The 21,550-nt window shown below is 61.7% G+C and carries 16 protein-coding genes and 1 riboswitch; of the genes, 2 read left to right on the top strand and 14 right to left on the bottom strand.

The window, feature by feature from the left end; translation table 11 throughout:
- Positions 1-107: 107 nt before the first annotated feature.
- Positions 108-1,112, bottom strand: coding sequence for a low-specificity L-threonine aldolase (gene ltaE, locus JBE38_RS17630; RefSeq protein ID WP_205344757.1), 1,005 nt, complete (start codon positions 1,110-1,112; stop codon positions 108-110).
- Between the two features lie 188 nt (positions 1,113-1,300).
- Positions 1,301-1,470: riboswitch (FMN riboswitch) on the top strand.
- Positions 1,471-1,582: 112 nt separating this feature from the next.
- On the opposite strand from ltaE, the gene JBE38_RS17625 reads away from it, so the two are divergent.
- Positions 1,583-2,092, top strand: a complete 510-nt coding sequence (locus tag JBE38_RS17625; RefSeq protein WP_104994607.1) for a 6,7-dimethyl-8-ribityllumazine synthase — start codon at positions 1,583-1,585, stop codon at positions 2,090-2,092.
- A 132-nt stretch (positions 2,093-2,224) separates the two neighbouring features.
- Here the strand turns inward: JBE38_RS17625 and astE are convergent, their stop codons facing one another.
- The 7 genes from astE to JBE38_RS17590 form a co-directional block, all read right to left on the bottom strand.
- The gene (astE, locus tag JBE38_RS17620; RefSeq protein WP_205344756.1) at positions 2,225-3,229 is read right to left on the bottom strand and encodes a succinylglutamate desuccinylase; all 1,005 of its coding nucleotides are present in this window, start codon (positions 3,227-3,229) and stop codon (positions 2,225-2,227) included.
- Positions 3,230-3,240: 11 nt separating this feature from the next.
- Positions 3,241-3,531, bottom strand: coding sequence for a hypothetical protein (locus JBE38_RS17615; RefSeq protein WP_060757326.1), 291 nt, complete (start codon positions 3,529-3,531; stop codon positions 3,241-3,243).
- A 23-nt stretch (positions 3,532-3,554) separates the two neighbouring features.
- Positions 3,555-4,901 (bottom strand): N-succinylarginine dihydrolase, encoded by a 1,347-nt coding sequence (gene astB, locus JBE38_RS17610; RefSeq protein WP_090369061.1) that lies wholly within the window; start codon positions 4,899-4,901, stop codon positions 3,555-3,557.
- A 156-nt stretch (positions 4,902-5,057) separates the two neighbouring features.
- Positions 5,058-6,527 carry a succinylglutamate-semialdehyde dehydrogenase gene (gene astD, locus JBE38_RS17605; RefSeq protein WP_205344764.1) on the bottom strand — a complete coding sequence of 490 codons (1,470 nt, stop codon included), beginning with the start codon at positions 6,525-6,527 and terminating at the stop codon, positions 5,058-5,060.
- Positions 6,524-7,549, bottom strand: a complete 1,026-nt coding sequence (astA, locus tag JBE38_RS17600) for an arginine N-succinyltransferase (RefSeq protein ID WP_060757323.1) — start codon at positions 7,547-7,549, stop codon at positions 6,524-6,526. The genes astD and astA overlap by 4 nt, the downstream gene beginning before the upstream one ends.
- A 61-nt stretch (positions 7,550-7,610) precedes the next feature.
- On the bottom strand, positions 7,611-8,630 hold the full coding sequence (gene aruF / locus JBE38_RS17595) for an arginine/ornithine succinyltransferase subunit alpha (protein ID WP_060757322.1): 1,020 nt from the start codon (positions 8,628-8,630) through the stop codon (positions 7,611-7,613).
- A gap of 118 nt (positions 8,631-8,748) precedes the next feature.
- A complete protein-coding gene (locus JBE38_RS17590) occupies positions 8,749-9,969 on the bottom strand; it encodes an aspartate aminotransferase family protein (protein WP_090369058.1) in 1,221 nt (406 codons plus the stop codon).
- A 284-nt stretch (positions 9,970-10,253) separates the two neighbouring features.
- On the opposite strand from JBE38_RS17590, the gene JBE38_RS17585 reads away from it, so the two are divergent.
- Positions 10,254-16,127, top strand: coding sequence for a leucine-rich repeat domain-containing protein (locus tag JBE38_RS17585; protein WP_205344755.1), 5,874 nt, complete (start codon positions 10,254-10,256; stop codon positions 16,125-16,127).
- Positions 16,128-16,158: 31 nt separating this feature from the next.
- On the opposite strand, the gene argR is transcribed toward JBE38_RS17585, so the two are convergent.
- The 6 genes from argR to JBE38_RS17555 form a co-directional block, all read right to left on the bottom strand.
- Positions 16,159-17,139 carry a transcriptional regulator ArgR gene (gene argR / locus JBE38_RS17580; RefSeq protein WP_060757319.1) on the bottom strand — a complete coding sequence of 327 codons (981 nt, stop codon included), beginning with the start codon at positions 17,137-17,139 and terminating at the stop codon, positions 16,159-16,161.
- A 188-nt stretch (positions 17,140-17,327) separates the two neighbouring features.
- On the bottom strand, positions 17,328-18,092 hold the full coding sequence (locus JBE38_RS17575) for an ABC transporter ATP-binding protein (protein ID WP_090369054.1): 765 nt from the start codon (positions 18,090-18,092) through the stop codon (positions 17,328-17,330).
- A 27-nt stretch (positions 18,093-18,119) separates the two neighbouring features.
- Positions 18,120-19,232 carry a succinylglutamate desuccinylase/aspartoacylase family protein gene (locus JBE38_RS17570; protein WP_205344754.1) on the bottom strand — a complete coding sequence of 371 codons (1,113 nt, stop codon included), beginning with the start codon at positions 19,230-19,232 and terminating at the stop codon, positions 18,120-18,122.
- A 1-nt stretch (position 19,233) separates the two neighbouring features.
- Positions 19,234-19,932: an ABC transporter permease gene (locus JBE38_RS17565; RefSeq protein ID WP_161550355.1), complete on the bottom strand. Its 699-nt coding sequence runs from the start codon at positions 19,930-19,932 to the stop codon at positions 19,234-19,236.
- Complete coding sequence (locus tag JBE38_RS17560; RefSeq protein WP_010208305.1) at positions 19,929-20,618, bottom strand: ABC transporter permease; 690 nt, start codon at positions 20,616-20,618, stop codon at positions 19,929-19,931. The genes JBE38_RS17565 and JBE38_RS17560 overlap by 4 nt, the downstream gene beginning before the upstream one ends.
- A 92-nt stretch (positions 20,619-20,710) precedes the next feature.
- Entirely contained in the window at positions 20,711-21,496 is a 786-nt protein-coding gene (locus tag JBE38_RS17555; RefSeq protein ID WP_205344753.1) for an ABC transporter substrate-binding protein, read from the bottom strand.
- Positions 21,497-21,550: the final 54 nt, after the last annotated feature.

Below are 21,550 nucleotides of genomic sequence, written 5' to 3'. Positions count from 1 at the left end.
CAACATCATCAGACGGAGCGACGGCAAAGGGCCGCATTATATCGGCCCTTTGCCGGTGGTACAGCGTGTTTATGCGATAGAAGCATTCAATTAGACGGCCAGCACTGTCATTTTCGGGAAAACTCGACGAATGCCTGCACGACTTGCTCGATCTGCGCCCGGCTGACATCCATATGCGTGACCATGCGCAGACGCGGCGCGGCGACCAACTTGATCCCCCGCTCGGCGGCAAACTCCCTCAGGGCCTGAGCCTGCCCACCGATCTTCACGTAGACCATATTGGTCTGCACCGGCTCCACTTCATAACCGGCTTTGCGCAGTTCATCGCCCAGCCACTGGGCATTGGCATGGTCGTCGGCCAGGCGCGCCACCTGATGATCCAAGGCATACAGCCCCGCCGCCGCCAGGGAACCCGCCTGACGCATGCCGCCGCCGACCATCTTGCGCAAGCGACGCGCCTTGGCGATCAACGCCGTAGAGCCGCACAACACCGAACCAATTGGCGCGCCCAGGCCCTTGGACAAGCACACCGAGACCGAATCGAAATACTGGGCAATTTCCTGCGCCTCCACACCGAGCTTGACCGCCGCGTTGTAGAGCCGCGCACCGTCCAGATGCAGGGCCAAGCCACGCTCACGGGTCAACGCGCGGGCCTTCGCCAGGTACTCCAGCGGCAGAACCTTGCCCTGCATGGTGTTTTCCAGCGCCAGCAAGCGGGTGCGGGCGAAGTGGAAATCGTCGGGCTTGATCGCCGCCGACACCTGGTCCAGGTCCAGGGAGCCGTCCGCCTGCGCCTCCAGCGGCTGCGGTTGGATCGAGCCCAATACGGCCGCACCACCCCCTTCGTATTTGTAAGTGTGGGCCTGCTGGCCGACGATATATTCCTCGCCGCGCTCACAGTGAGCCATCAACGCCAGCAGGTTGCTCATGGTGCCCGTGGGCACGAACAGCGCCGCCGCAAAGCCCAGGCGCCTGGCCAGCTCAGCTTCAAGGTGGTTGACGCTCGGGTCTTCACCGTAGACGTCATCACCACTGACCGCACTGGCCATCGCGTCCCGCATGCCGGGGGTGGGTTGGGTCACGGTGTCGCTGCGCAGGTCGATCACTGACATGAAACTGGCCTCTGTGAGTGGGTAAGCCCCTTAGAAGGAGATTACTGCGGGCAAAGCCGCGAGATATCAAGCCCTACGTGTATTCAAATGAATACCAACCAAACAAACCGATATAGCTTATCGATACAGCGGCCGTGCAGTTTTTGAAAAACCGTGTTAAAAACTCTCCGCCGCCAGGGTTCTGGCGGCAACGTTCTCAGGGCGGGGTGTAATTCCCCACCGGCGGTAATTGCACGCAATGTGCATAGCCCGCGAGCGCTTGGCGCCTTGAACTGCTCACGCAGGACGGCGACAAGGTCAGCAGACCCGGTGTGATCCCGGGGCCGACGGTCATAGTCCGGATGAAGAGAGAACGGGATTGGCACCTAAGGGCCGTTCGCTGACCTCATGCGTGCATGACCGGCGTTGCGCACCCTTAAATCCCATTCGATTCATAACGCCCTGTTTTTTTCTTAAACAGGAGTCAGAACATGCAACCCACCGCAATCGACAGCAAAAGCAAAAACCATCACGGCGAGCGTATCGCGTTTATCCAAGCCTGCTGGCATAAGGATATTGTCGACCAGAGCCGTAAAGGTTTCCTTGCCGAAATCATCGCCCAGGGCTACCAGGAATCGGACATCGACTTCTTCGAAGTCGGCGGCGCGTTTGAAATGCCCCTGCACGCCAAGTTGCTGGCCAAGACCGGCCGTTATGCCGGTATCGTGGCTGCCGCGCTGGTGGTGGACGGTGGCATCTACCGTCACGAATTCGTCGCCCAATCCGTGGTCAGCGGCCTGATGCAGGTGCAGCTGGAAACAGAAGTGCCGGTATTCTCGGTTTCCCTGACCCCGCACCACTTCCACGCCGGCAGCGAGCATCATGCATTCTTCCATGATCACTTTGTGCATAAAGGCCAGGAAGCTGCGCGCACTTGCGCCGATACCCTGCACAAGGTGCGTGCGATCCGTCGCAGCGAGCCACGTGCCTTAGCAGTCTAAACAACACCACAAAAACAATGTGGGAGGGGGCTTGCTCCCGATGGCGGTGTCTCAACTACAGATGAGTTGACTGTCACACTGCCATCGGGAGCAAGCCCCCTCCCACATTTGGATCCTGGTATGCCTTGAGGCCTATATCAGGCCCGCATCCGTCGTCGGCACAATCAATATCCCCGCGCGCAAGCCATTCTTCACCTTCGGGTTGGGGAAGATGATGCGTGCACCCTCCTCCTCGATCACCCAGCGGGTCTTGGCCACGTCTTCGGCCAGCAGGTAGCCCTTTTCCAGCTGCGAAAAATTTTCCACGTCTGCCGGCAGATGCAGCAGGAAAGCGTCGCTGTGCTTGATCACTTCACGCGCAACGGCGAACAGTTGCAGGCCGTCGAGGCTGTCGGTCTCGGGCTCGGTGCCTTCGATGATGTGCTTGAGGCGAGCTTCCAGGCGCGACACATCCACGCCGTCGTTCTGCCCGAACGGCCGCGCCTTGCCCAGCTCCAGGGTGAAAGCCTCGGCGCCCAGTTGCTCATAGGTAAAAGCAGAGAAGGTAATCGAGGTCTTGTTCTGCATCAGCACCGCTTCCATGCCGGCCGCACGCAGGCGCGCAAGCTCACGACGCGAATGCTGGCGCCCCTCCTTCCAGGGGTACAGGGCGAATTGCTCGATCTTCGAACCCCGAATCGCCGTATGCAAGTCGTAATGCAGGCGCGAACGCCCAGGCTGGCTGAAGAAGCTGCGGGCCAGTTGCTCAAGTTCAGCGGCACGCATGGCTTCAGGGCCGATATTTTTTTCATGACGGCCGTTGAACAGCCGGTTGATGTCCAGTTCGAGGTAACGCTCACCGCGACGCATCGCCTCGGGGTTGCCGAACAGGAACAGAATACGGTTGCGGGGTTTGATCTCCCCACGGGCGATGCCATGCAACAGGCGGTCGAGCAGTTCGATCGGCGCGGTTTCGTTGCCATGGATGCCGGACGACAGCAGCAGGTCGCTGCCGTTGTCCTTCGCTTCAGGCGGGCGGACTTCAAGTGCGCCCTCGCTGAGCCAGCGCATCTGCACGCCGTCGACAGTCAGTTGAATTTTTTGCGCCGGTTCGCGACCGGCGAGGGTCAGTTCAAGCAGTTTGCCGAGGGCGAGCATAAGCAGCTTCCTTAGTGGTTGCAGCCAGGACCGTGGACGTGATCGTCGTCATCGCCGTCGACGTCGGCCGGCTCCATTTCCAGTTGCAGGCTCATCAGGTTGGTGGCCAACGGGCGCATCAGCAGGTTGGCGTACTCGGCGTCGCCTTCTTCCACATCCACGCCGATCAGCAGTTGGCCACGGCCGTCGTGCTGGATCCAGATTTCCTTGCCCTGCCACACCACGGCAACGCGGGTGCAGGAGGTTTCCAGCTGGGTGCCGTCGGTATCTTCAAGGATCAGTTTCAGGGTGTCGGTGGTCATAAATAACTCTCGGTGGTGCGGCGTTAATTGAGCTGGAAAGGATAAACCGAGCCCAGTTTAAGGATTTGCGTCAGTTCATCCAGTGCCGTCCGGCACTCAAGCAGCAATTGCGGGTCAGCCAGGTCGGATTCACGCAGGCTGTCGCGGTAGTGCTTGTCGACCCATTGGGTCAGCGTGCCGTACAACGGTGCCGTCATGATAACGCCTGGATTCACCGCCGCCAGTTCCGTTTCATTCAAGGCCACCCGCAAGCGCAGGCACGCCGGGCCACCGCCGTTCTGCATGCTTTGCTTGAGGTCGAAGACTTTCACTTCGCGGATCAACCCACCGGACGCGGTCAAGCCTTGCAGGTACTGCCAGACGCGTTCGTTGGCGCGGCACTCTTCCGGCACGATCAGCAGCATCGAGCCGTCGGCGCGGCTCAGCAATTGGCTGTTGAACAGGTAGGAGCGCACAGCATCTTCAACGCTGACCTGGGCCCGGGGTACGCACACCGATTGGAAATTGCCGCCCAGCTTGCCCAACTTGCCCTGCAACTCGGCCAGCATCTGTTCGGTATGGAGGAACGCGTCCTCGTGATAGAACAGCACCTCACCGTTGCCCACCGCGATCACGTCGTTGTGGAACACGCCGGCATCGATCACTGCCGGGTTCTGCTGAGCGTAGACCACGCCGTCATCGCTCAGGCCGTGCAGGCGCGCAACGGCTTGGGACGCTTCAAGCGTCTGGCGCGCCGGGTACTTCTGCGGCGCCGGGTAACGGGTGTCGAACGCACTTCGGCCGAACACAAAGAATTCAACGCCCGCCTCGCCGTACTCGCGGCAGAAACGCGTGTGGTTGGCCGCGCCTTCATCGCCGAACTGCGCCACCGCCGGCAACGCCGCGTGGTGAGCGAAGTGTTTGGCATCGGCAAACATCGCCCCCAGCACGCGGCTGGTGGTCGGGTGTTCGATACTGCGATGGTATTTGCAGTTGAGGTTGGCGGCGGTGAAATGCACGCGGCCATCGGCCGTATCGGCGCTCGGGCTGACGGTGGCGGCGTTGGCCACCCACATGCTCGACGCGGAGCAGCTTGCGACCAACAACGGCATCGCCTGCTTGGCCGCCTGCTGGATCACTTGCGCATCGGTACCGCTGAAGCCCAGGTTGCGCAAGGCCGCCACGTCGGGGCGCTCCTGTGGCGCCAGCACGCCCTGCACAAAGCCCATGTCCATCAGCGCCTTCATTTTCTGCAGGCCCTGCAACGCTGCTTCCTTAGGGTTCGAAGACTGCTGGCTGTTGCTCTGGGACGCGACGTTGCCGTAGGACAAACCGCCGTAGTTATGGGTCGGCCCCACTAGACCGTCAAAATTGACTTCATAGGATTTCATCGGCGAGGCTCCACGAACATCTGTTTTTATAGGCATCAAATTACTTGAACACACCACAAATCAAGTGTGGGAGCGGGCTTGCTCGCGAATGGGGTGGTTCAGTCACCTGAGATGTCGAATGACACACCGCTTTCGCGAGCCAGCCCGCTCCCGCATTTAGATAAGCGTAATCCCTGGCGTCAGGGTTGCCGGGACCACCAGGCTCGGGGTCTCAAGCGATGCCACCGGGTACGCACAATAATCCGCCGCGTAATACGCACTGGCGCGATGATTGCCCGAAGCCCCTACCCCGCCGAACGGCGCCGTGCTGGCGGCGCCGGTCAGTTGCTTGTTCCAGTTGACGATACCGGCGCGGCTCTCCAGCCAGAACTGCTGGTAGCGCGCTGCGGAATCGGACAACAAGCCCGCGGCCAGGCCGTACTGGGTGTTGTTGGCCTCGGCAATCGCCGCGGCGAAATCAGCGTAGCGGATCACCTGCAACAGCGGGCCGAACAGTTCCTCGTCCTCGCGCTCGGTCACGCCCGTCACGTCGATGATGCCCGGCGTCAGCAAAGCGGCTTGATCCTGCGGCTGGGTCATTTCCAACAGCGCCATGGCGCCATTGGCCAACATCAGCGCCTGGGCGTCCATCAAGGCCTTGGCCGCGCCGAGGGAAATCACCGAGCCCATGAACGGCGCCGGTTGCTGGTCGAACGCGCCGACCTCGATACTCGAAGCGACCGCCACCAGGCGCGCCAGCAACGCGTCACCCCAGGCACCTTGCGGCACCAGCAAGCGGCGAGCACAGGTGCAGCGCTGGCCAGCGGAGATAAACGCCGACTGGATTATGGTGTAGACCGCCGCATCCACATCGGCCACTTCGTCCACCACCAGTGGGTTATTACCGCCCATTTCCAGGGCCAGGATCTTGTCCGGGCGCCCTGAGAACTGCTGGTGCAAGTGGTTGCCGGTACGGCTGGAACCGGTGAAGAACAACCCGTCGATACCGGGGTTGGCAGCCAAGGCGATACCGGTTTCCCGTGCGCCCTGCAGCAGGTTCAGCACGCCCGCCGGCAAACCAGCTTCAATCCAGCATTGCACGGTCAGCTCGGCGACTTTCGGGGTCAACTCGCTCGGTTTGAACAATACGGTGTTACCCGCCAGCAAAGCCGGGACGATATGCCCGTTCGGCAAGTGACCGGGGAAGTTGTAAGGGCCGAACACCGCCACCACGCCGTGTGGCTTGTGGCGCAACACGGCAGTGGCGTCGCCCAGCGGGCCGCTCTTCTCGCCGGTACGCTCGCGGTAGCTCTGCACCGAAATCGCAATCTTGTTGGCCATGCTGGTGACTTCAGTCGCCGATTCCCACAGCGGCTTGCCTGTTTCTTCACCGATGCAGCGGGCGATTTCATCGGCACGACGCTTCAGGGTGGCCGCGAAGGTTTCCAGCACGCCGATGCGCTCTTCCAGCGGGCGCCTGGCCCACTCCGGGAATGCCTGGCGCGCAGCCTGCACGGCGGACTCGACTTGCTCAGCGGTGGCGCCATTGCCGGCCCACAGCACTTGCTGCGTCACCGGGTTGCGCGACTCAAACAGCTCACCCTGGCCGGCCAGCCAGCTACCTGCGATATACAGCGAATTCATTATTTCGACTCCCGAGCAGCGGACAACGGTACGGCGCGCACTTGATCACCCACGACCAGTTGCAGGCGCTTGGCGGTTTGTGGATCGACCACCAAGGTGCCTGCGGCCAAGCGGGCCGGTGCGGCGGTAATGCGGCAATCCTCGCGTTTGCGGTTATGAATCAGGAAAGGCGTGGCGTCATCGCCTGGCGTGCCGATGGCCAACACCAGCGACTGACTGTCACGCACCGCACGGATCTTGCTGGTTTCACACTCCACCGCCGGGCCGGCGTCGAAGATGTCGACGTAACCCTGGTAGCTGAAACCTTCGCTCTTGAGCATGCTCAATGCAGGCTCGGTATCCGGATGGACCTTGCCGATCACATTGCGTGCGTCTTCGGACAGGAAGCAGCTGTACAGCGGAAACTTCGGCATCAACTCAGCAATGAACGCCTTGTTGCCCACGCCGGTCAGGTAATCGGCCTGGCTGAATTCCATCTTGAAGAAATGCCGGCCCAGACTCTCCCAGAACGGCGAGCGCCCGGCATCGTTGGACACGCCACGCATCTCGGCGATGATCTTGTTGCCAAACAGTTGCGGGAATTCGGCGATAAACAGCAGGCGCGCCTTGGCCAGCATGCGGCCGTTGAGGCCGGTGCGGTAATCGGCGTGCAAAAACAGCGAGCACAGTTCGGAATTACCGGTAAGGTCGTTGGCCAGGAACAGCGTTGGAATCTCGCGGTAGATATTCAACTCCTGGGAGGCGCTGACGGTCAGGCCCACCCGGAAGTTGTACCAGGGCTCGCGCAGGCCGACGGCGCCGGCAATGGCGGAAATGCCCACCACGCGGCCTTCGTCGTTTTCCAGCACGAACAGGTAATCGGCATCGCCGCGCCCGGCGTCGCCGCGAAAGGTTTTTTCCGCCCAGCCAACCCGATGGGTCAGGCGCTCTTCGTTGGCCGGCAAGGTGGTCAGACCGGTGCCGGTGCTGCGTGCCAGATCAATCAGGGCCGGTAAATCGCTGCTGCGTACGGGACGAACGATCATGCTATCTCCTCGAACGGGCCGCCGTTGTCAGCCACCCGCGAAACTCTGTTTAAACCGGCTCTCAAACCGCAACGAGGCGCACGCTCGCGCCCTCGCCAACACCCAGGGCTTCGGCTGCCGCCAGGTCCAGGGTCACCGGTTTGCCGGGCGCGTAGTCCAACTCCAGCATCACCGCGCGGTAATCCTGCAACTGCGCATTACTCACCAGGTACTGGCGGCCAACACCCTTGGCCATCTCGCCGATCTTGACCGGCACCACACGGCTCTGGGCGATGGAACGAATGCCCGAAACCCGCGCATGCAACGTCGGGCCGCCGTCGAAGATGTCGATGTAATGATCGGTCTCGAAGCCTTCGCGCATCAGGATGTCGAACGTGATCTGCGCACGCGGGTGCACCTGGCCCATGGCCTCCTGGGCTTCGTCCGGCAGCAATGGCACGTAGATCGGGTAGTGCGGCATCAGCTCGGCCAGGAAGGTGCGGCTTTTAAGCCCGCACAGGCGCTCGGCGGCGGCGTAATTGAGATCGAAGAAGTTGCGCCCGATGGCGTCCCAGAACGGCGAGTCACCATGTTCGTCGCTGTAGCCGACAATTTCGGTCACCACCGAGTCGGCAAAGCGCTCGGGATGGCTGGCGACGAACAGCAGGCGGCCACGGGAATTGAGTTCCGACCACGGCGAACCGACCAGCTCCGGCACCACGTAGAAACTGGTGAGCAGGCTGTTGCCGGTGAGGTCGTGGCACTGGGAAAGCACGTGGATCTTGTTGTGGATCTTCAGCTCGCGCGAGGCGTGAACGAAGGTCTCATTACGAAAGCTGTAGAACGGCTCGGAATAACCCGCCGAGGCGACGATGGCCGAGCAGCCGGCGAGCTTGCCGGTCTCGGTGTCTTCCAGCACGAAGAAATAGCTCTCTTCACCGTTGAAACTCACCTCGGCCGCGAAGGACGCTTCGCTGGCGGCGATCTTGTCGCTCAGGCGTTCCACATCATCCGGCAAGGAGGTGACACCAATCGGGCTGTCCGCAGCCAGACGCTGTACCTCGCCCAGATCAGCCATTTGCGCGGGGCGCATCACCAGCATGGTGTCACTCCTTAACTCGAAAAACTCATAGGAAAAAAATACCGGACAGGTCCGGCTTCAACACAGGTCAACGGTGGGAGGGGGTTGCCCCCTCCCACATTGGCTCCCGTTCAGCCAATCAGGCTTGGGTCAGTGTTTTTACCGCGCGCTCGAAACGATCCAGGCCTTCCTGGATGTCGGCGTCTTCCACCACCAGGCTCGGGGCGAAACGCACCACATCAGGGCCGGCTTGCAGGATCATCAGGTTTTCTTTCTCGGCCGCGTTGAACACGTCCTTGGCCTTGCCCTTGAAAGCCTCACTCAGTACGCAACCGAGCAGCAGGCCCATGCCACGCACTTCGGTGAAGATGCCGTACTGCTTGCCGATCTGCTCCAGGCGCGCCTTGAACAGCGCATGCTTGGCGTTCACACCGGCCAGCACTTGCGGAGTGTTGATCACATCGATCACCGCTTCCGCCACTGCGCACGCCAGCGGGTTGCCGCCGTAGGTGGTGCCGTGGGTACCGACCACCAGATGCTTGGCCAGCGCTTCGGTGGTGAGCATCGCCGCGATCGGGAACCCACCGCCCAGGCTCTTGGCGCTGGAGAGGATGTCCGGCGTCACGCCGTAATGCTGGTAAGCGAACAGATGGCCGCTGCGGCCCATGCCGGTTTGCACTTCGTCGAAGACCAGCAGTGCGTTGTGCGCGTCGCACAACTCGCGTGCGCCTTGCAGGTAAGCCAGCTCGGCCGGCAATACGCCGCCTTCGCCCTGGACCGGTTCCAGCACCACGGCGCAGGTCTTGTCCGAAACAGCGGCTTTCAGCGCGGCCAGGTCGTTGTAAGGCACGTGGGTGATGCCGGTGATCTTGGGGCCGAAACCATCGGAGTACTTGGACTGGCCACCGACGTTGACCGTGAACAGGGTACGGCCGTGGAAGCTGTTCAGCGCAGCGATGATCTCGTATTTTTCGCTGCCGAACCGGTCGAACGCGACGCGACGTGCCAGCTTGAACGCGGCCTCGTTGGCCTCGGCGCCGGAGTTGCAGAAGAACACGCGCTCGGCAAAGGTGGCATCGATCAACTTATGCGCCAGGCGCAGGGCCGGCTCATTGGTGAAAACGTTGGAGACGTGCCACAGCTTGTTGGCCTGTTCGGTCAGCGCACCGACCAGCGCCGGGTGGGCGTGGCCCAATACGTTGACCGCGATGCCACCGGCAAAGTCGATCAGCTCGCGACCCGCCTGGTCCCACACGCGCGAACCTTCGCCACGCACAGGAATGAATGCGGCCGGTGCGTAGTTAGGCACCATGACCTGGTCGAAATCGGCACGTTGCACCGGGGCTTGCTCAACGGACATCGGAGTCTCCTGAAGAGGAACGCCTGCCTGAAACTGGCGGGCGATGCAGGGATTGTAAGGACAGTTTTCAGTAGGGCCTTGTCGCCAAGCGACAACTTCTTATAGCGCCAACCCCCGATTTTCGAGGGTTTACGTCAATGCGACAAATAGCGTCGCAATGGCGCAGTTTAAACCGCCCGGCGTGTTTGCGTCAGGGTCAATGGCCGCTCTAATTATCTAGGGCCAAGTGCTCCACACCGGCTGATTTACTGGTGCCCTTTCCATGGCACCAAGAGATTCGCCCCATGAGTACTCCTCCCGAGAGCCATTACGAACGCCTGAAAAATGCTATGCCCCAGTGGCTGGGCCAGGCGAGCGCGGCCAAACATCAGGCTCTGCGCCAAGCCAAGCCGCACCTGGGCAAACCCTTGCAGGCGGCCACAGCCCGACAACAAGCCTTGTTCAAACAAGCCACTGCCCAGCATTGGCGCGCACAGAACACCGTCGATGACGCGCTGAAAAACCTGCGAGATCCCAAGGCCTACGCCAGGCCCCTGCTGCAAAACCTGCTGCGTCAACGCTTCGCGCTGAACCTGGACGTCGATGAGGTGTTCATCCGCCTCTATATCCCGCTGACCATTCCCTGGTTTGCGATCCGCTCTGGAGCGGCGCGCACCTGGACGGTGTCACTGCTCGATGCAGCGCTGCATAACTTCGATTACAAGGAAGCAGATGCAGGTTTCTACGAGCCCGACTCGACGTTTATCAGCCGCCCCTCGGCCACCGGCCAGTTCACCACCCTGCCCCATATCCGCGACGTCATGTCGATCAACGCGTTTGTGCGCCTGTGCCGCGAGTTGAACCTCGGCGCCACGTACGCGCACCACCTGCGCAACGCGCTGGGGTTGAACACTCCGAGCGCCGGCAACAGCCTGGCGCTGAAAGTCGATACCAGCCAGCGCGCGGCCTTGCGCGCCGCACTGCAACTGGCGGACATCCGCGGCGACATCAAGCCGGACTTCGCCCAGGTGATCAGCGCCATGCTCGAAGGCGCCCCGCGCCTGAGCCTTGGGCAACTGCCGGTGCTCTGCCATACGTTCACCCTGTTGCAGACGCCACTGTGCGGCATCCTGCTGTTCGCTCCGGACCTGGAGCAGGCGCGCAGCTCACAACGGATCGTCGCCTACGTGCCGGACGATCCGCAGCACCCACTCAAGGAATACACCTCGCCCCTGGAGTTCAAACGCGAGCTGACCCGCCAACTGCGTAACGAGGACTACCAACTGTTCTTCAGCCGCTTTGTGCCCCATGAGCGTCTCGGTGTTTTTTTCTCCGGCCTGAGCCAGCGCCTGTCGAGCATCAACTGGCACCCACCGGAACCCGGCGGCAAGCATGGCATGTGGCGCAAAGAACCCACCCTCGACCCCAAACTGCAATTTGTCGCAACGCCCATTCCCGACGAGCCTTGGCGTTATCTGTATCGGCAGAAACTCAACAAGATCCTCAATGACGCACGCTCCCAGGCCGTCTCCACCGCCAACGCCGACAGCCAGGCACGCTGGGCCTTGTGGGACTCCTTCGTGGATATCGCCTCAACAATTCTCAACGTCGCACTGTTGGTGGTCACGCCGTTCATTCCCGGGCTGGGCGAATTGATGATGGGCTACATGGCCTATCAACTGCTCACGGACGTCTTCGAAGGCGTGATCGACTGGGCCGAAGGGCTGACGGACGAAGCGCTCACCCACCTGGTCAACGTGGTGCAATCCATTGCGCAATTGGGCGTATTTGCAGCAGGTAGCAGCCTCGCCGGCATCGCGATGGACAAACTGTTATCGGCCGAACAACGGGCCTTCATCGAGCGCTTCAAACCCGTGAGCCTGGCTGATCGCAGCCAGCGCTACTGGCAACCAGACCTCGGCCCGTACCAGCAACACCTCGACATCGCCCCGACGCTGAGCACCGATGAAAAAGGCCTGTACCGTGTGCGCGGTGAATCAGTACTTCCCTTGGAGGGCCGGCACTACAAGGTCGAGCCCGCCGACGACGGCCATTACGCAATCAAACACCCGACCCGCGCCGACGCCTATCGTCCCAGGCTGCGGCACAACGGGTCCGGGGCATGGCACACCGAACTCGAACAGCCCCTGACATGGGATCGCAAGACTCTGTTGCGGCGCCTCGGCCCCATTGCACAAGGCTTGAGCGAAACCGACTGTGAGCAAGCCTTGCGCATCAGTGGTGTCAGCGAAGACACCCTGCGCAAGATGCATCACAACAGCGAGCCCATCCCGCCCATGCTTGAGGACACCCTGGTGCGGCTGCGCATCGACCGTGAGATCCAACAGTTGATCCAGCGCCTGCGCAGCGATGACCCGGCGCAGTACAACGCCATCGACCCTCAAGAGCAACTGCACTTGATGACCAGCTTCGGTTACTGGCCCAAGGAAAAGACCCTGCAACTGCTGAACGCGCGCAACGAGGTGGTCTGGCAGATGGGTGAAAGCGATCAGCCGCTGGTGCAGATTCACGAAGCGCAGCTGCAAAAGGGTGGCTTGCTCAAAACCGTATTGCAGGCCCTGAGCCCCGAGGAACTCAGCCGCCAGTTCGGCGAACGCACCGGCGACCTGCAATTGAGCCTGGAGGCCCGCACCCGACACCTGCGCAAAGCCCTCGCCGATATCGCCGAGCGCAAACGTGCATCGCTGTTCGAATCACGTTACGGCCCCTCGCAGACCGCCGGCGACCCAGCGGCCCAGCGCATCCTGGACACCTCGCCCGACCTGCCCGCCAGCGTCGCCCACCACCTGCTGCGCCAGGCCAGCGGCGCGGAACTTGCCCAACTGGACGCCCGCCGTGTCCCGCCACGCCTGGCCGACCTGGCTCGTGCGGCGCTGGACGAGGTACGCGTGACCCGCGCCTACGAAGGCCAGCAACTGGACAGCGTGCAGACCATCGACAGCGACCGCCTGGCCCTCAACGCTCTGCGGCTGCTGCCCGGTTGGTCGGACCAGGTGCGCCTGGTGGCGCGCCATGATTCACCCCGCGGTTCGATCTGGAACGAGGTAGGCGTCGAGGACGCGCCGTTGCGCCGCACATTGGTACGCCGGGATAACGGCCGTTATGTCGCCTATGACGACGACACAGCGCTGTGCGCTGAAACCGACCTGTACAGCGCCATCCTGCACGCCTTGCCCGATCGCCAGCGCGAGGCGCTGGGCATTCAGATTGACCAGGGCGCCGAATTGCAGCAGCGTTTGCGTCGACATCCACTGGCACGCAATGAAGTACGCCGGGTGCTGGCCAGCGGCGCCCCCAAGGAGCCATCGACCGACACCCTCAAGCACCTTGGCAGTGACGATGGTTATCGCGCACATACCCCAAGCCCGAACGCCCCGCTGCTGTACCCGCGCGCCCGGGCACTGTATCCAGCGTTGAGCGACGAGCAGATCGGCGCCCTGCTCGAACACCTGCAAAGGCAGCCCGGCGGTGCATCAGTGCGGCTCACGGCGCTCACCGAGGAATATCAGCAATTGGAAACCGAGCTGCACAACTGGCAGCAAACGGTGCCCACCGAACATCCGCAAACCGGTGCCGCGCTTACGCCGCGCGAGCAAGCCTACGAACGCCAGAATCGCCAGCGCATCGCGCAATTACTCAAGCGTTGCTGGCGCCGAGGCACCGAGCTCGACGATTACTTCGAAGACCCGAGCCGGGACGGCTATATGTTGCGCCTGGATTTTCCGATCATCGGCGAGCTGCCCACACTGAGTGCCAACTTCGAACATGTGTCGTTGCTGTCCATCAACGGCAACGAAGGCACCCAAGGCGTGACCGCCTTTATCAACCAGTTTCCACGGCTGCGGCACTTGGAAGTCAAAGACGTCCCCATGGACGATCTGCCGCCTCAACTCAGCAGCCTGCCTCACCTCAACACCCTGGGGCTGTCCAACTGCAACATCACCCTCACGCCTGCCAGCCATGCCCGCCTGGCGAGCATGAGTCACTTGCAGACGCTGTCACTCAACGGCAATCCCCTGGGCCTGACACCTAGCGTCGAGGCGATGCCGGAGCTGGTGGCCCTGGACCTTGCCGACACCGGTATCGATCGCCTGCCGCCCGGCTTGCTGACCCGCCCGGAGCTGCAGGCCGCGCTGTTGAACGGCAACCAGATCCGCGACGTACCCGCCGCGCTGTTCGAACTGCCCCCTGAGGTCAGCGTGCACTACGATCTTTCCGACAACCCGCTGTCACGGGCGAACCTGGAGCAGGTCAAGGAGTACTACCAACGCCACGGCACGTTCTGGGAGGTCGATGCTATGCCCGTCGACCTGCAAGATACACAACGGCTTTACCCGTCGATGGACAAGGACGAAGCCACACGTTTCATCTATTCACTCCCCGGCGATATTGAAGCGGGCAAACGCGAGCTGGCGCGCCTGGCTGGAGAACTGGAAACCTTGCAGCAGGAGCTGGGCGCCTGGTCACAGGCCCCCGACCTGACCTCCCTGGAACTGGCGCGCAGAATGGCGCTGCATGTGCAGCTGGAAAAAGCCTGGCGCCGCGAACCCGCCCAGGAAACCCGCCACGTTCGCACCCTCAAGATCAGCCAGACCTTGGCCGGTGAATTGCCGCGCCTGAGTGCACGGTTCAAGCACATAGGCTCGTTGATCATGCACGGCAACGGTGGCCCGATGGACGTCGGCGAGTTTCTCGAAAGCTTTCCGGCCCTGGATATCCTCGACATCGAACACGCGACGTTGGAGGACATCCCGCCGCGTATCTTCGAGCTGCAAAAACTGACTTTCCTGGGCCTGCCGGACTGCTCGCTCAAGCTCAGCGACACCAGCCGTGCGGCCCTGCAAAACATGAACCGCCTGGAATACCTGGACCTCAGCCAAAACCCCAACCTAGGGCAACTGCCGGAGTTCAAGGCGATGCCGGCACTGTCCAGCGTCCTGCTGAAAAACGTCGGCCTCACCCAAGTGCCCTCCGAACTGCTCGTCGACGTGCCCCGCAGCGCGGTCAACCTCAGCGACAACCAGATCACCGAGATGCCGGCGGCCGCTTTCACCCTGCGCGCCGAAGCCGCCAGCGCGTTCGACCTGTCCGGCAACCCGTTATCCAAAGTGACCCTGGAGCAGATCAAGAGCTACTGCCAGCGCACCCAGGAATCCTTCAATGCCACGGCTCCCGAAGCCGAGCGTGTGCGCCTGCAACAGCTATACCCGACGCTGGTCGAAAGCGAAGCGGATCGTTTTATCTTCCGCCTGCCCGGCGATATGGACGCGATCACCCCGACCCTGGCGCGCCTTGAAGCCGAGTATGCCCAGCTCAATACCGACCTCGATCAATGGGTGCTGGATGTGCCACAGCGCCATCCTGTCGACAACAGCCCGCTCGATGACGCCGCCCGCGCCCACCAACAATTGCTGCGCGACAATTTCAAAATGCTGGTAGAGCAAGCCTGGCGTCGCGAGAGTGCGGAGGATGAAGAGAGCCTGGTGGATGAGTTCACCCATTCATTACTGCTCGACACCCCGGTGATGGGTGAGCTGCCGTCACTGAGTGCGCGGTTCGAGCATGTGTCGTGGTTTGAATTGACGGGCAACGGCACTACCACCCAGGTTGACGGTACGCTGCGCTGTTTTCCGGCGCTGCAAACCCTGGCACTGAGCCAATGCCCGGTGGGCAGCCTGCCCGAACCGATCTTCAGCATGCCCAAGCTGGCCAGCCTGGAATTGACCCAATGCGGCATCCGCCTGACGCCGTTGTCAGCCCGCTCCTTCAACGACCTGGCGGCGCTGGAGTTCGTCGACTTGAGCGACAACCCGCTGGGGGAAACGCCAGACGTCAGCAGTTTGCACAACCTGAGCTCGCTGCACCTGCGCAATGCCGGGCTCAAAGCGATGCCGGAGGGGGTTTTCCAGCTCAAGGCGTTGCACACGCTGGACTTGAGCGGCAACCAGATCGAAGACATCGGCGCGGGTTTGCTGGAGACCGACACGGTGTTTCATGAAGACAGCGACCTGAGTAACAACCCGCTGTCGGCACAGAGCCTGGCGTACCTGCGCGAGTATTACCAACGCACCGGCATTGACTTCAATGTGCCCCAGGCCAGGCTGGATGAAACCGGCGCACCACTATCGCCCGCAGAACCCCGGCCACAGGAGGAATAACCGCCCCTTAGGGCTAGCCAGGAGGGCGTGCTCAACCGCGCTCGGACGGTACCGAGGACAATTCGAACGGGCTGCTGCTGCGACGCTGGTTGCGGTCTTCACGCGGGGTCGCGCCGAAGAAGTTGCGGTAGGCGCTGGAGAAATGCGGCCCCGAGGAAAAGCCGCACGACAGGCCGATCTGGATGATCGACTTGCTGGTTTGCATGAGCATCTGGCGGGCCTTGTTCAGGCGCAGTTCCAGGTAGTACTGGCTGGGGACACGATTGAGGTACTGCTTGAAGATGCGTTCGAGTTGTCGTCGCGACACGCAGACGTGCTGGGCAATTTCGTCAGTGGTCAGCGGCTCTTCGATATTGGCTTCCATCAACAGAACCGCCTGGGTCAGCTTGGGATGGCTGGAGCCCAGGCGGTTTTGCAGTGGAATACGCTGGCGCTCGCCGCCTTCGCGGATGCGCTCCACCACCAGTTCCTCGGACACCGCGCCGGCCAGTTCGGCGCCGTGGTCACGAGCCAGCACCGCCAGCAACAGGTCGAGCACCGACATGCCGCCACAGGCGGTCAACCGGTCGCGGTCCCAGTCGAACAGATGGCTGGTGGCGATGACCTTGGGGAAACGCTCGGCGAAATCATCCTGCCAGCGCCAATGCACGGCAGCGCGGTAACCGTCGAGCAGGCCGAGTTGGGCCAACGGGTAGACACCCGCCGACAAGCCGCCGATCACGCAGCCTGCGCGCACAAGCTGCTTGAGCGCCGTGCTCAGTTGAGAGGCGATCACCGTCGGCGGCTCGTCCGCCAGCAGGAACAGCTTCTGGAAACCTTCGAGCTTGCCCGCCCAAGCCTCGCCCGGCAATTGCCAGGCGCCGTCGGCGGCCGGTTCCGCATGCAGGAACGACAGCTCGTAGACCACGTCCGGATGCACCCGTTGGGCAATACGCAAGGCCTCCTCAGCCAGCGCCAGCGTCAGTGCTTTTGTGCTGGGCCAGATCAGGAAACCAATTCGATGGGCAGTCATGGAAGGCTATCCGAAGCGAGTAACAATAATGAAGACAAGGGCCAATGCTAGCCCGGAAACGAACACAAATCTCAAAAACTGATGAAGATCAATGTGGGAGGGGGCTTGCTCCCGACGGCGGTGTGTCAGCCAACAGATTGGTATCTGATTTACCGCTATCGGGAGCAAGCCCCCTCCCACAGGGGTAGCTATTTCAGGCTGCCGGACAGGAACTGCTGCAAACGCTCCGACTGCGGGTTCACCAACACCTCGCGCGGGTTGCCGCATTCTTCGACGATGCCTTTGTGCAGGAACACCAACTGGTTCGACACTTCACGGGCAAAGCCCATTTCGTGAGTGACCACCACCATGGTGCGGCCTTCCAGGGCCAGGTCCTGCATCACCTTGAGCACTTCGCCGACCAGTTCCGGGTCAAGCGCCGACGTCGGCTCGTCAAACAACATCACCTCCGGCTCCATCGCCAGGGCACGGGCAATCGCCACGCGCTGCTGCTCGCCGCCGGACATGTGGCCGGGGAATGCATCCTTACGATGGCCCACACCCACCTTGGCCAGGTAGTGCTCGGCCTTTTCACGCGCTTCTTTCTTCGACACACCCAGCACGTGCACTGGCGCTTCCATCACGTTTTCAATGGCGGTCATGTGCGACCACAGGTTGAAATGCTGGAAAACCATGGACAGGCGCGAACGCATGCGTTGCAGTTGCTTGGGGTCGGCGGCCTTCATGGCGCCGTCCTTGCCGGCGACCAGCTTCAGCTCTTCGTTGTTGAGCAGGATCTTGCCGGCGTGGGGTTGCTCGAGCAGGTTGATGCAGCGCAAAAAGGTACTTTTGCCCGAGCCACTGGAACCGATGATGCTGATCACATCACCGGCCGCGGCGGCCAGGGACACGCCTTTGAGCACTTCATGACTGCCATAGCGTTTATGCAGGTCTTGGACTTCAAGTTTGTACATGCGGTCGGTTCTCACAAAAACAGGTGGTCAGTCGTTGAGCAAGCGCCCGTGACGCAGCGCTTCGCGCCCCGCCACCTTGGCCAGCCAGAAACCCGCTTGGGCATAACGTAGCCGTTCAACGGCAAACAACACCCCGGACGTGCCCGCGCAAACAATACTCACGCGGTCGGTCAGGGGATCAATCACTTCAAAAATCGGTTCGCCGGTTTCCACCCAGTCGCCGGCTTGACGCAGGTAACTGATCACCCCGGCGTGGGGTGCGAACAACAACTCGGTGCCTTCGAAAGGCACGCCTTCGCACGGTTCGTACTGTGGCGCGGGCCATTGCCCCTTGATCAGGCCCTGTTCAGCGAGAAACGCGAGGATGCCTTCGGCGTGGAAGATCGCTTCGTCACGGCCGGTATCAGCCTGGCCGCCCAGCTCCAGCGTCGTCGCCAGGCACGCCAGCGGGATTTGCGCCTCAGGGAACAAGCGGGACAGGCGCAGCCACGGCAGCGAACAGGCTTCATCAAACGAGCTGCCGCCGGAATCCTCGGCCAGCAGGCCGACTTTCACATTCAAGTGCGCCGACAACGAACGCCACTGCGGCCAGTGCTGGGGCAGCGCATACATGTGCAACGCCGCCTCCGCATCGCAGTGCAGGTCCAGCACCACATCGGCGGTGCAGGCATGGCTGAGCAAGACGCGCTGCATGCCTTGCAGCTGGCTGCTCGGTGCCGGCAGGGCGTCGAGTGCATCGGTCATCGCCTGGCGAATCATGCGCACATTGGCGTGAGGGTCATCGCCCAGCTTGCCGGCGAGCAACGCGGCGACCGGCTCGCTCAACTCGACGAAATCGCGGTTGAAATTCTTGCCGCTGCCCACCTCGAAACGGCCCTGGTGAGCACCTTGCAACAGTTGCCCCAGGCCCATCGGGTTGGCCACCGGCACCAGCTCGATCACACCGTTGAGGGCGCCCTGGCGCTCCAGTTCGATGAGACGCTTTTTCAGCTCCCAGGCGGCGCGCATCCCCGGCAACTCGTCGGCGTGCAGGCTGGCCTGGATATACGCCTTGCGCTCGCCGCTGCCGAAACGAAAGACGCTCAGTTGGCGCTCGCAACCCAGGTGGCCCCAGGGCAACAGGTGATCGATACGTTCCATCTCAATGCTTCCTTGGAGCCAGGTAGCTCAGCCAGCGGCGCTCGGCCAACTTGAACAGGCGCACCAGGATGAAGGTCAGGCACAGGTAGAACGCGCCGGCCGTGATATAGGCTTCGAACGGCAGGTAGAATTGGGCGTTCACCGTGCGCGCGGCACCGGTGATGTCGATCAGCGTGACGATGGACGCAAGGCTGGTGGTCTGCAGCATCATGATCACTTCGTTGCTGTACTGCGGCAGTGCACGACGCAGGGCCGACGGCAGCAGGATGCGGCGGTACAGTTTAGAGCGCGACATGCCCATGGCCTTGGCCGCTTCGATCTCGCCATTGGGCGTGGCCTTGAGGCTGCCAGCGATGATTTCGGCAGTGTAGGCGCTGGTGTTGATCGCAAACGCCAGGCACGCGCAGAACGTGGCGCTGGACAGCAGCGGCCAGAGGAAGCTTTCGCGTACGGCGTCGAACTGCGCCAGACCGTAGTAGATCAGGAACAGCTGCACCAGCATGGGCGTGCCGCGAATGACATAGGTGTAGAGCCACGCCGCGCCGTTGACGATCGGCTGCTTGGACACCCGCATCAAGCCCAGCGGCAAGGCGGCGAGCAGGCCGAAAAACAGCGAGATGGCGAGCAATTTCAGGGTGGTGACCAAACCGCCGAGGTACAGCGGCATGGCCTCCCAGATGACGTTGTAGTCGAAGATCATAGATCAGCCGCCCTTACGCCTACCGAGTAGCGCTTCTCAAGATGACGCAAGGCCAGCAATGATACGCTGGTGATCACCAGGTACATCGCCGCCACTGCGAGGAAGAAGGTAAAAGGTTCGCGGGTGGCGTCTGCCGCCTGCTTGGCCTTGAACATCATGTCTTGCAGGCCCACCACCGAAATCAGCGCAGTGGCCTTGGTGAGTACCAGCCAGTTGTTGGTGAAGCCGGGGATCGCCAGCCGGATCATCTGCGGCACCATCACCCGGAAAAACACCTGGAAGCTGCTCATGCCATACGCCAGGCCGGCCTCGGCCTGCCCCTTGGGAATGGCCATGAAGGCACCGCGGAAGGTTTCCGACAAGTAGGCGCCAAAGATGAAGCCCAGGGTGCCAATACCGGCCGCCAAGGGGTTCAAGTCAATATAGTCGTCGTAGCCGAGCATCGGCGCGACGCGGTTAAGCAGGTCCTGACCGCCGTAGAAAATCAGCAGGATCAGCACCAGGTCGGGAATCCCACGGATGACCGTAGAGTACAAGTCACCCAGCCAGGCCAACCAGCGCACCGGCGACAGGCGCAACGCGACCCCGATCAGACCCAGAACAATGGCCAAGGCCATGGACGACAAGGCGAGCTGAAGCGTCAACCATGCGCCATCGAGGATGACGGCCCCGTAGCCTTTCAACATGATTCAGGTCCTCGAAAAGGGGGATGAAAAAATGGCGCAAACTTCAGAGGGCTCTGTTGCTTGCGCCATTTCAGACAGACAGCTGCGAATACTTACTTGGCTTCTGGGCCGTAAATATCGAAGTTGAAGTACTTTTTCTCGATTTCTTTGTATTTACCGTTGGCACGGATCGCCGCGATGGCAGCGTTGATACGGTCCAGGTTTTCCTTGTCGCCCTTGCGTACCGCGATGCCTACGCCGTCGCCGAAGTACTTGACGTCGGTGAAGGCCGGGCCGGTGAACGCATAGCCTTTACCGGCTGGGGTATCGAGGAAACCTTCCTGCAGCAGGGTCGCGTCAGCCACGGTGCCATCGAGGCGACCGGCTTCCACGTCCAGGTAGATTTCGTTCTGCGAGCTGTAGGGAACAACCGTGGCACCTTTGGGAGCCAGGACTTCCTTGGCGAAACGATCATGGATCGAACCGCGCTGCACGCCGATCTTCTTGCCTTTGAGTTCATCCAGGCTGTCGCTGACGGTGGTGCCTTCCTTCAATACCAGGCGCGCTGGGGTCAGGTAGTAGCGGTTGGTGAAGTCGACGGACTTCTTGCGGTCGTCAGTGATGGACATGGACGACAGGATCGCGTCGATCTTGCGCACTTTCAACGCCGGGATCAGGCCGTCGAACTCTTGCTCGACCCACACGCACTTGACCTTCATCTCTTCGCACAGGGCGTTGCCGATGTCGTAGTCAAAACCCACGATGTTGCCATCCGGCGCCTTCGAGGCAAACGGAGGGTAAGCCGCTTCGATACCAATCTTCAGGGGCTTTTCATCAGCGAAGGCCTGCATGGACAGCACGGACAGCGCCAGGGCGCCCAACAGCACAAGTTTCTTCATCTTGGGACTCCATCGGTATAGGGCAAAAAGCAGTATGAGCCAGGGCCCACGATG

This window comes from Pseudomonas sp. ICBG1301, from assembly GCF_016918385.1.
In the GTDB taxonomy this organism is placed as follows: domain Bacteria; phylum Pseudomonadota; class Gammaproteobacteria; order Pseudomonadales; family Pseudomonadaceae; genus Aquipseudomonas; species Aquipseudomonas palleroniana.
Note: the sequence above shows the minus strand (reverse complement) of the source record. Positions and strands in the feature narration are given on the sequence as shown.

Coding starts and splice junctions, on each gene's coding strand:
- JBE38_RS17555 (WP_205344753.1), bottom strand. CDS start 21,496: ATGAAGAAACTTGTGCTGTTGGGCGCCCTGGCGCTGTCCGTGCTGTCC.
- astB (WP_090369061.1), bottom strand. CDS start 4,901: ATGAAATCCTATGAAGTCAATTTTGACGGTCTAGTGGGGCCGACCCAT.
- JBE38_RS17590 (WP_090369058.1), bottom strand. CDS start 9,969: ATGTCCGTTGAGCAAGCCCCGGTGCAACGTGCCGATTTCGACCAGGTC.
- astE (WP_205344756.1), bottom strand. CDS start 3,229: ATGCTCGCCCTCGGCAAACTGCTTGAACTGACCCTCGCCGGTCGCGAA.
- JBE38_RS17575 (WP_090369054.1), bottom strand. CDS start 18,092: ATGTACAAACTTGAAGTCCAAGACCTGCATAAACGCTATGGCAGTCAT.
- astA (WP_060757323.1), bottom strand. CDS start 7,549: ATGATCGTTCGTCCCGTACGCAGCAGCGATTTACCGGCCCTGATTGAT.
- JBE38_RS17615 (WP_060757326.1), bottom strand. CDS start 3,531: ATGACCACCGACACCCTGAAACTGATCCTTGAAGATACCGACGGCACC.
- JBE38_RS17565 (WP_161550355.1), bottom strand. CDS start 19,932: ATGATCTTCGACTACAACGTCATCTGGGAGGCCATGCCGCTGTACCTC.
- ltaE (WP_205344757.1), bottom strand. CDS start 1,112: ATGTCAGTGATCGACCTGCGCAGCGACACCGTGACCCAACCCACCCCC.
- JBE38_RS17570 (WP_205344754.1), bottom strand. CDS start 19,232: ATGGAACGTATCGATCACCTGTTGCCCTGGGGCCACCTGGGTTGCGAG.
- aruF (WP_060757322.1), bottom strand. CDS start 8,630: ATGCTGGTGATGCGCCCCGCGCAAATGGCTGATCTGGGCGAGGTACAG.
- argR (WP_060757319.1), bottom strand. CDS start 17,139: ATGACTGCCCATCGAATTGGTTTCCTGATCTGGCCCAGCACAAAAGCA.
- JBE38_RS17585 (WP_205344755.1), top strand. CDS start 10,254: ATGAGTACTCCTCCCGAGAGCCATTACGAACGCCTGAAAAATGCTATG.
- JBE38_RS17560 (WP_010208305.1), bottom strand. CDS start 20,618: ATGTTGAAAGGCTACGGGGCCGTCATCCTCGATGGCGCATGGTTGACG.
- JBE38_RS17625 (WP_104994607.1), top strand. CDS start 1,583: ATGCAACCCACCGCAATCGACAGCAAAAGCAAAAACCATCACGGCGAG.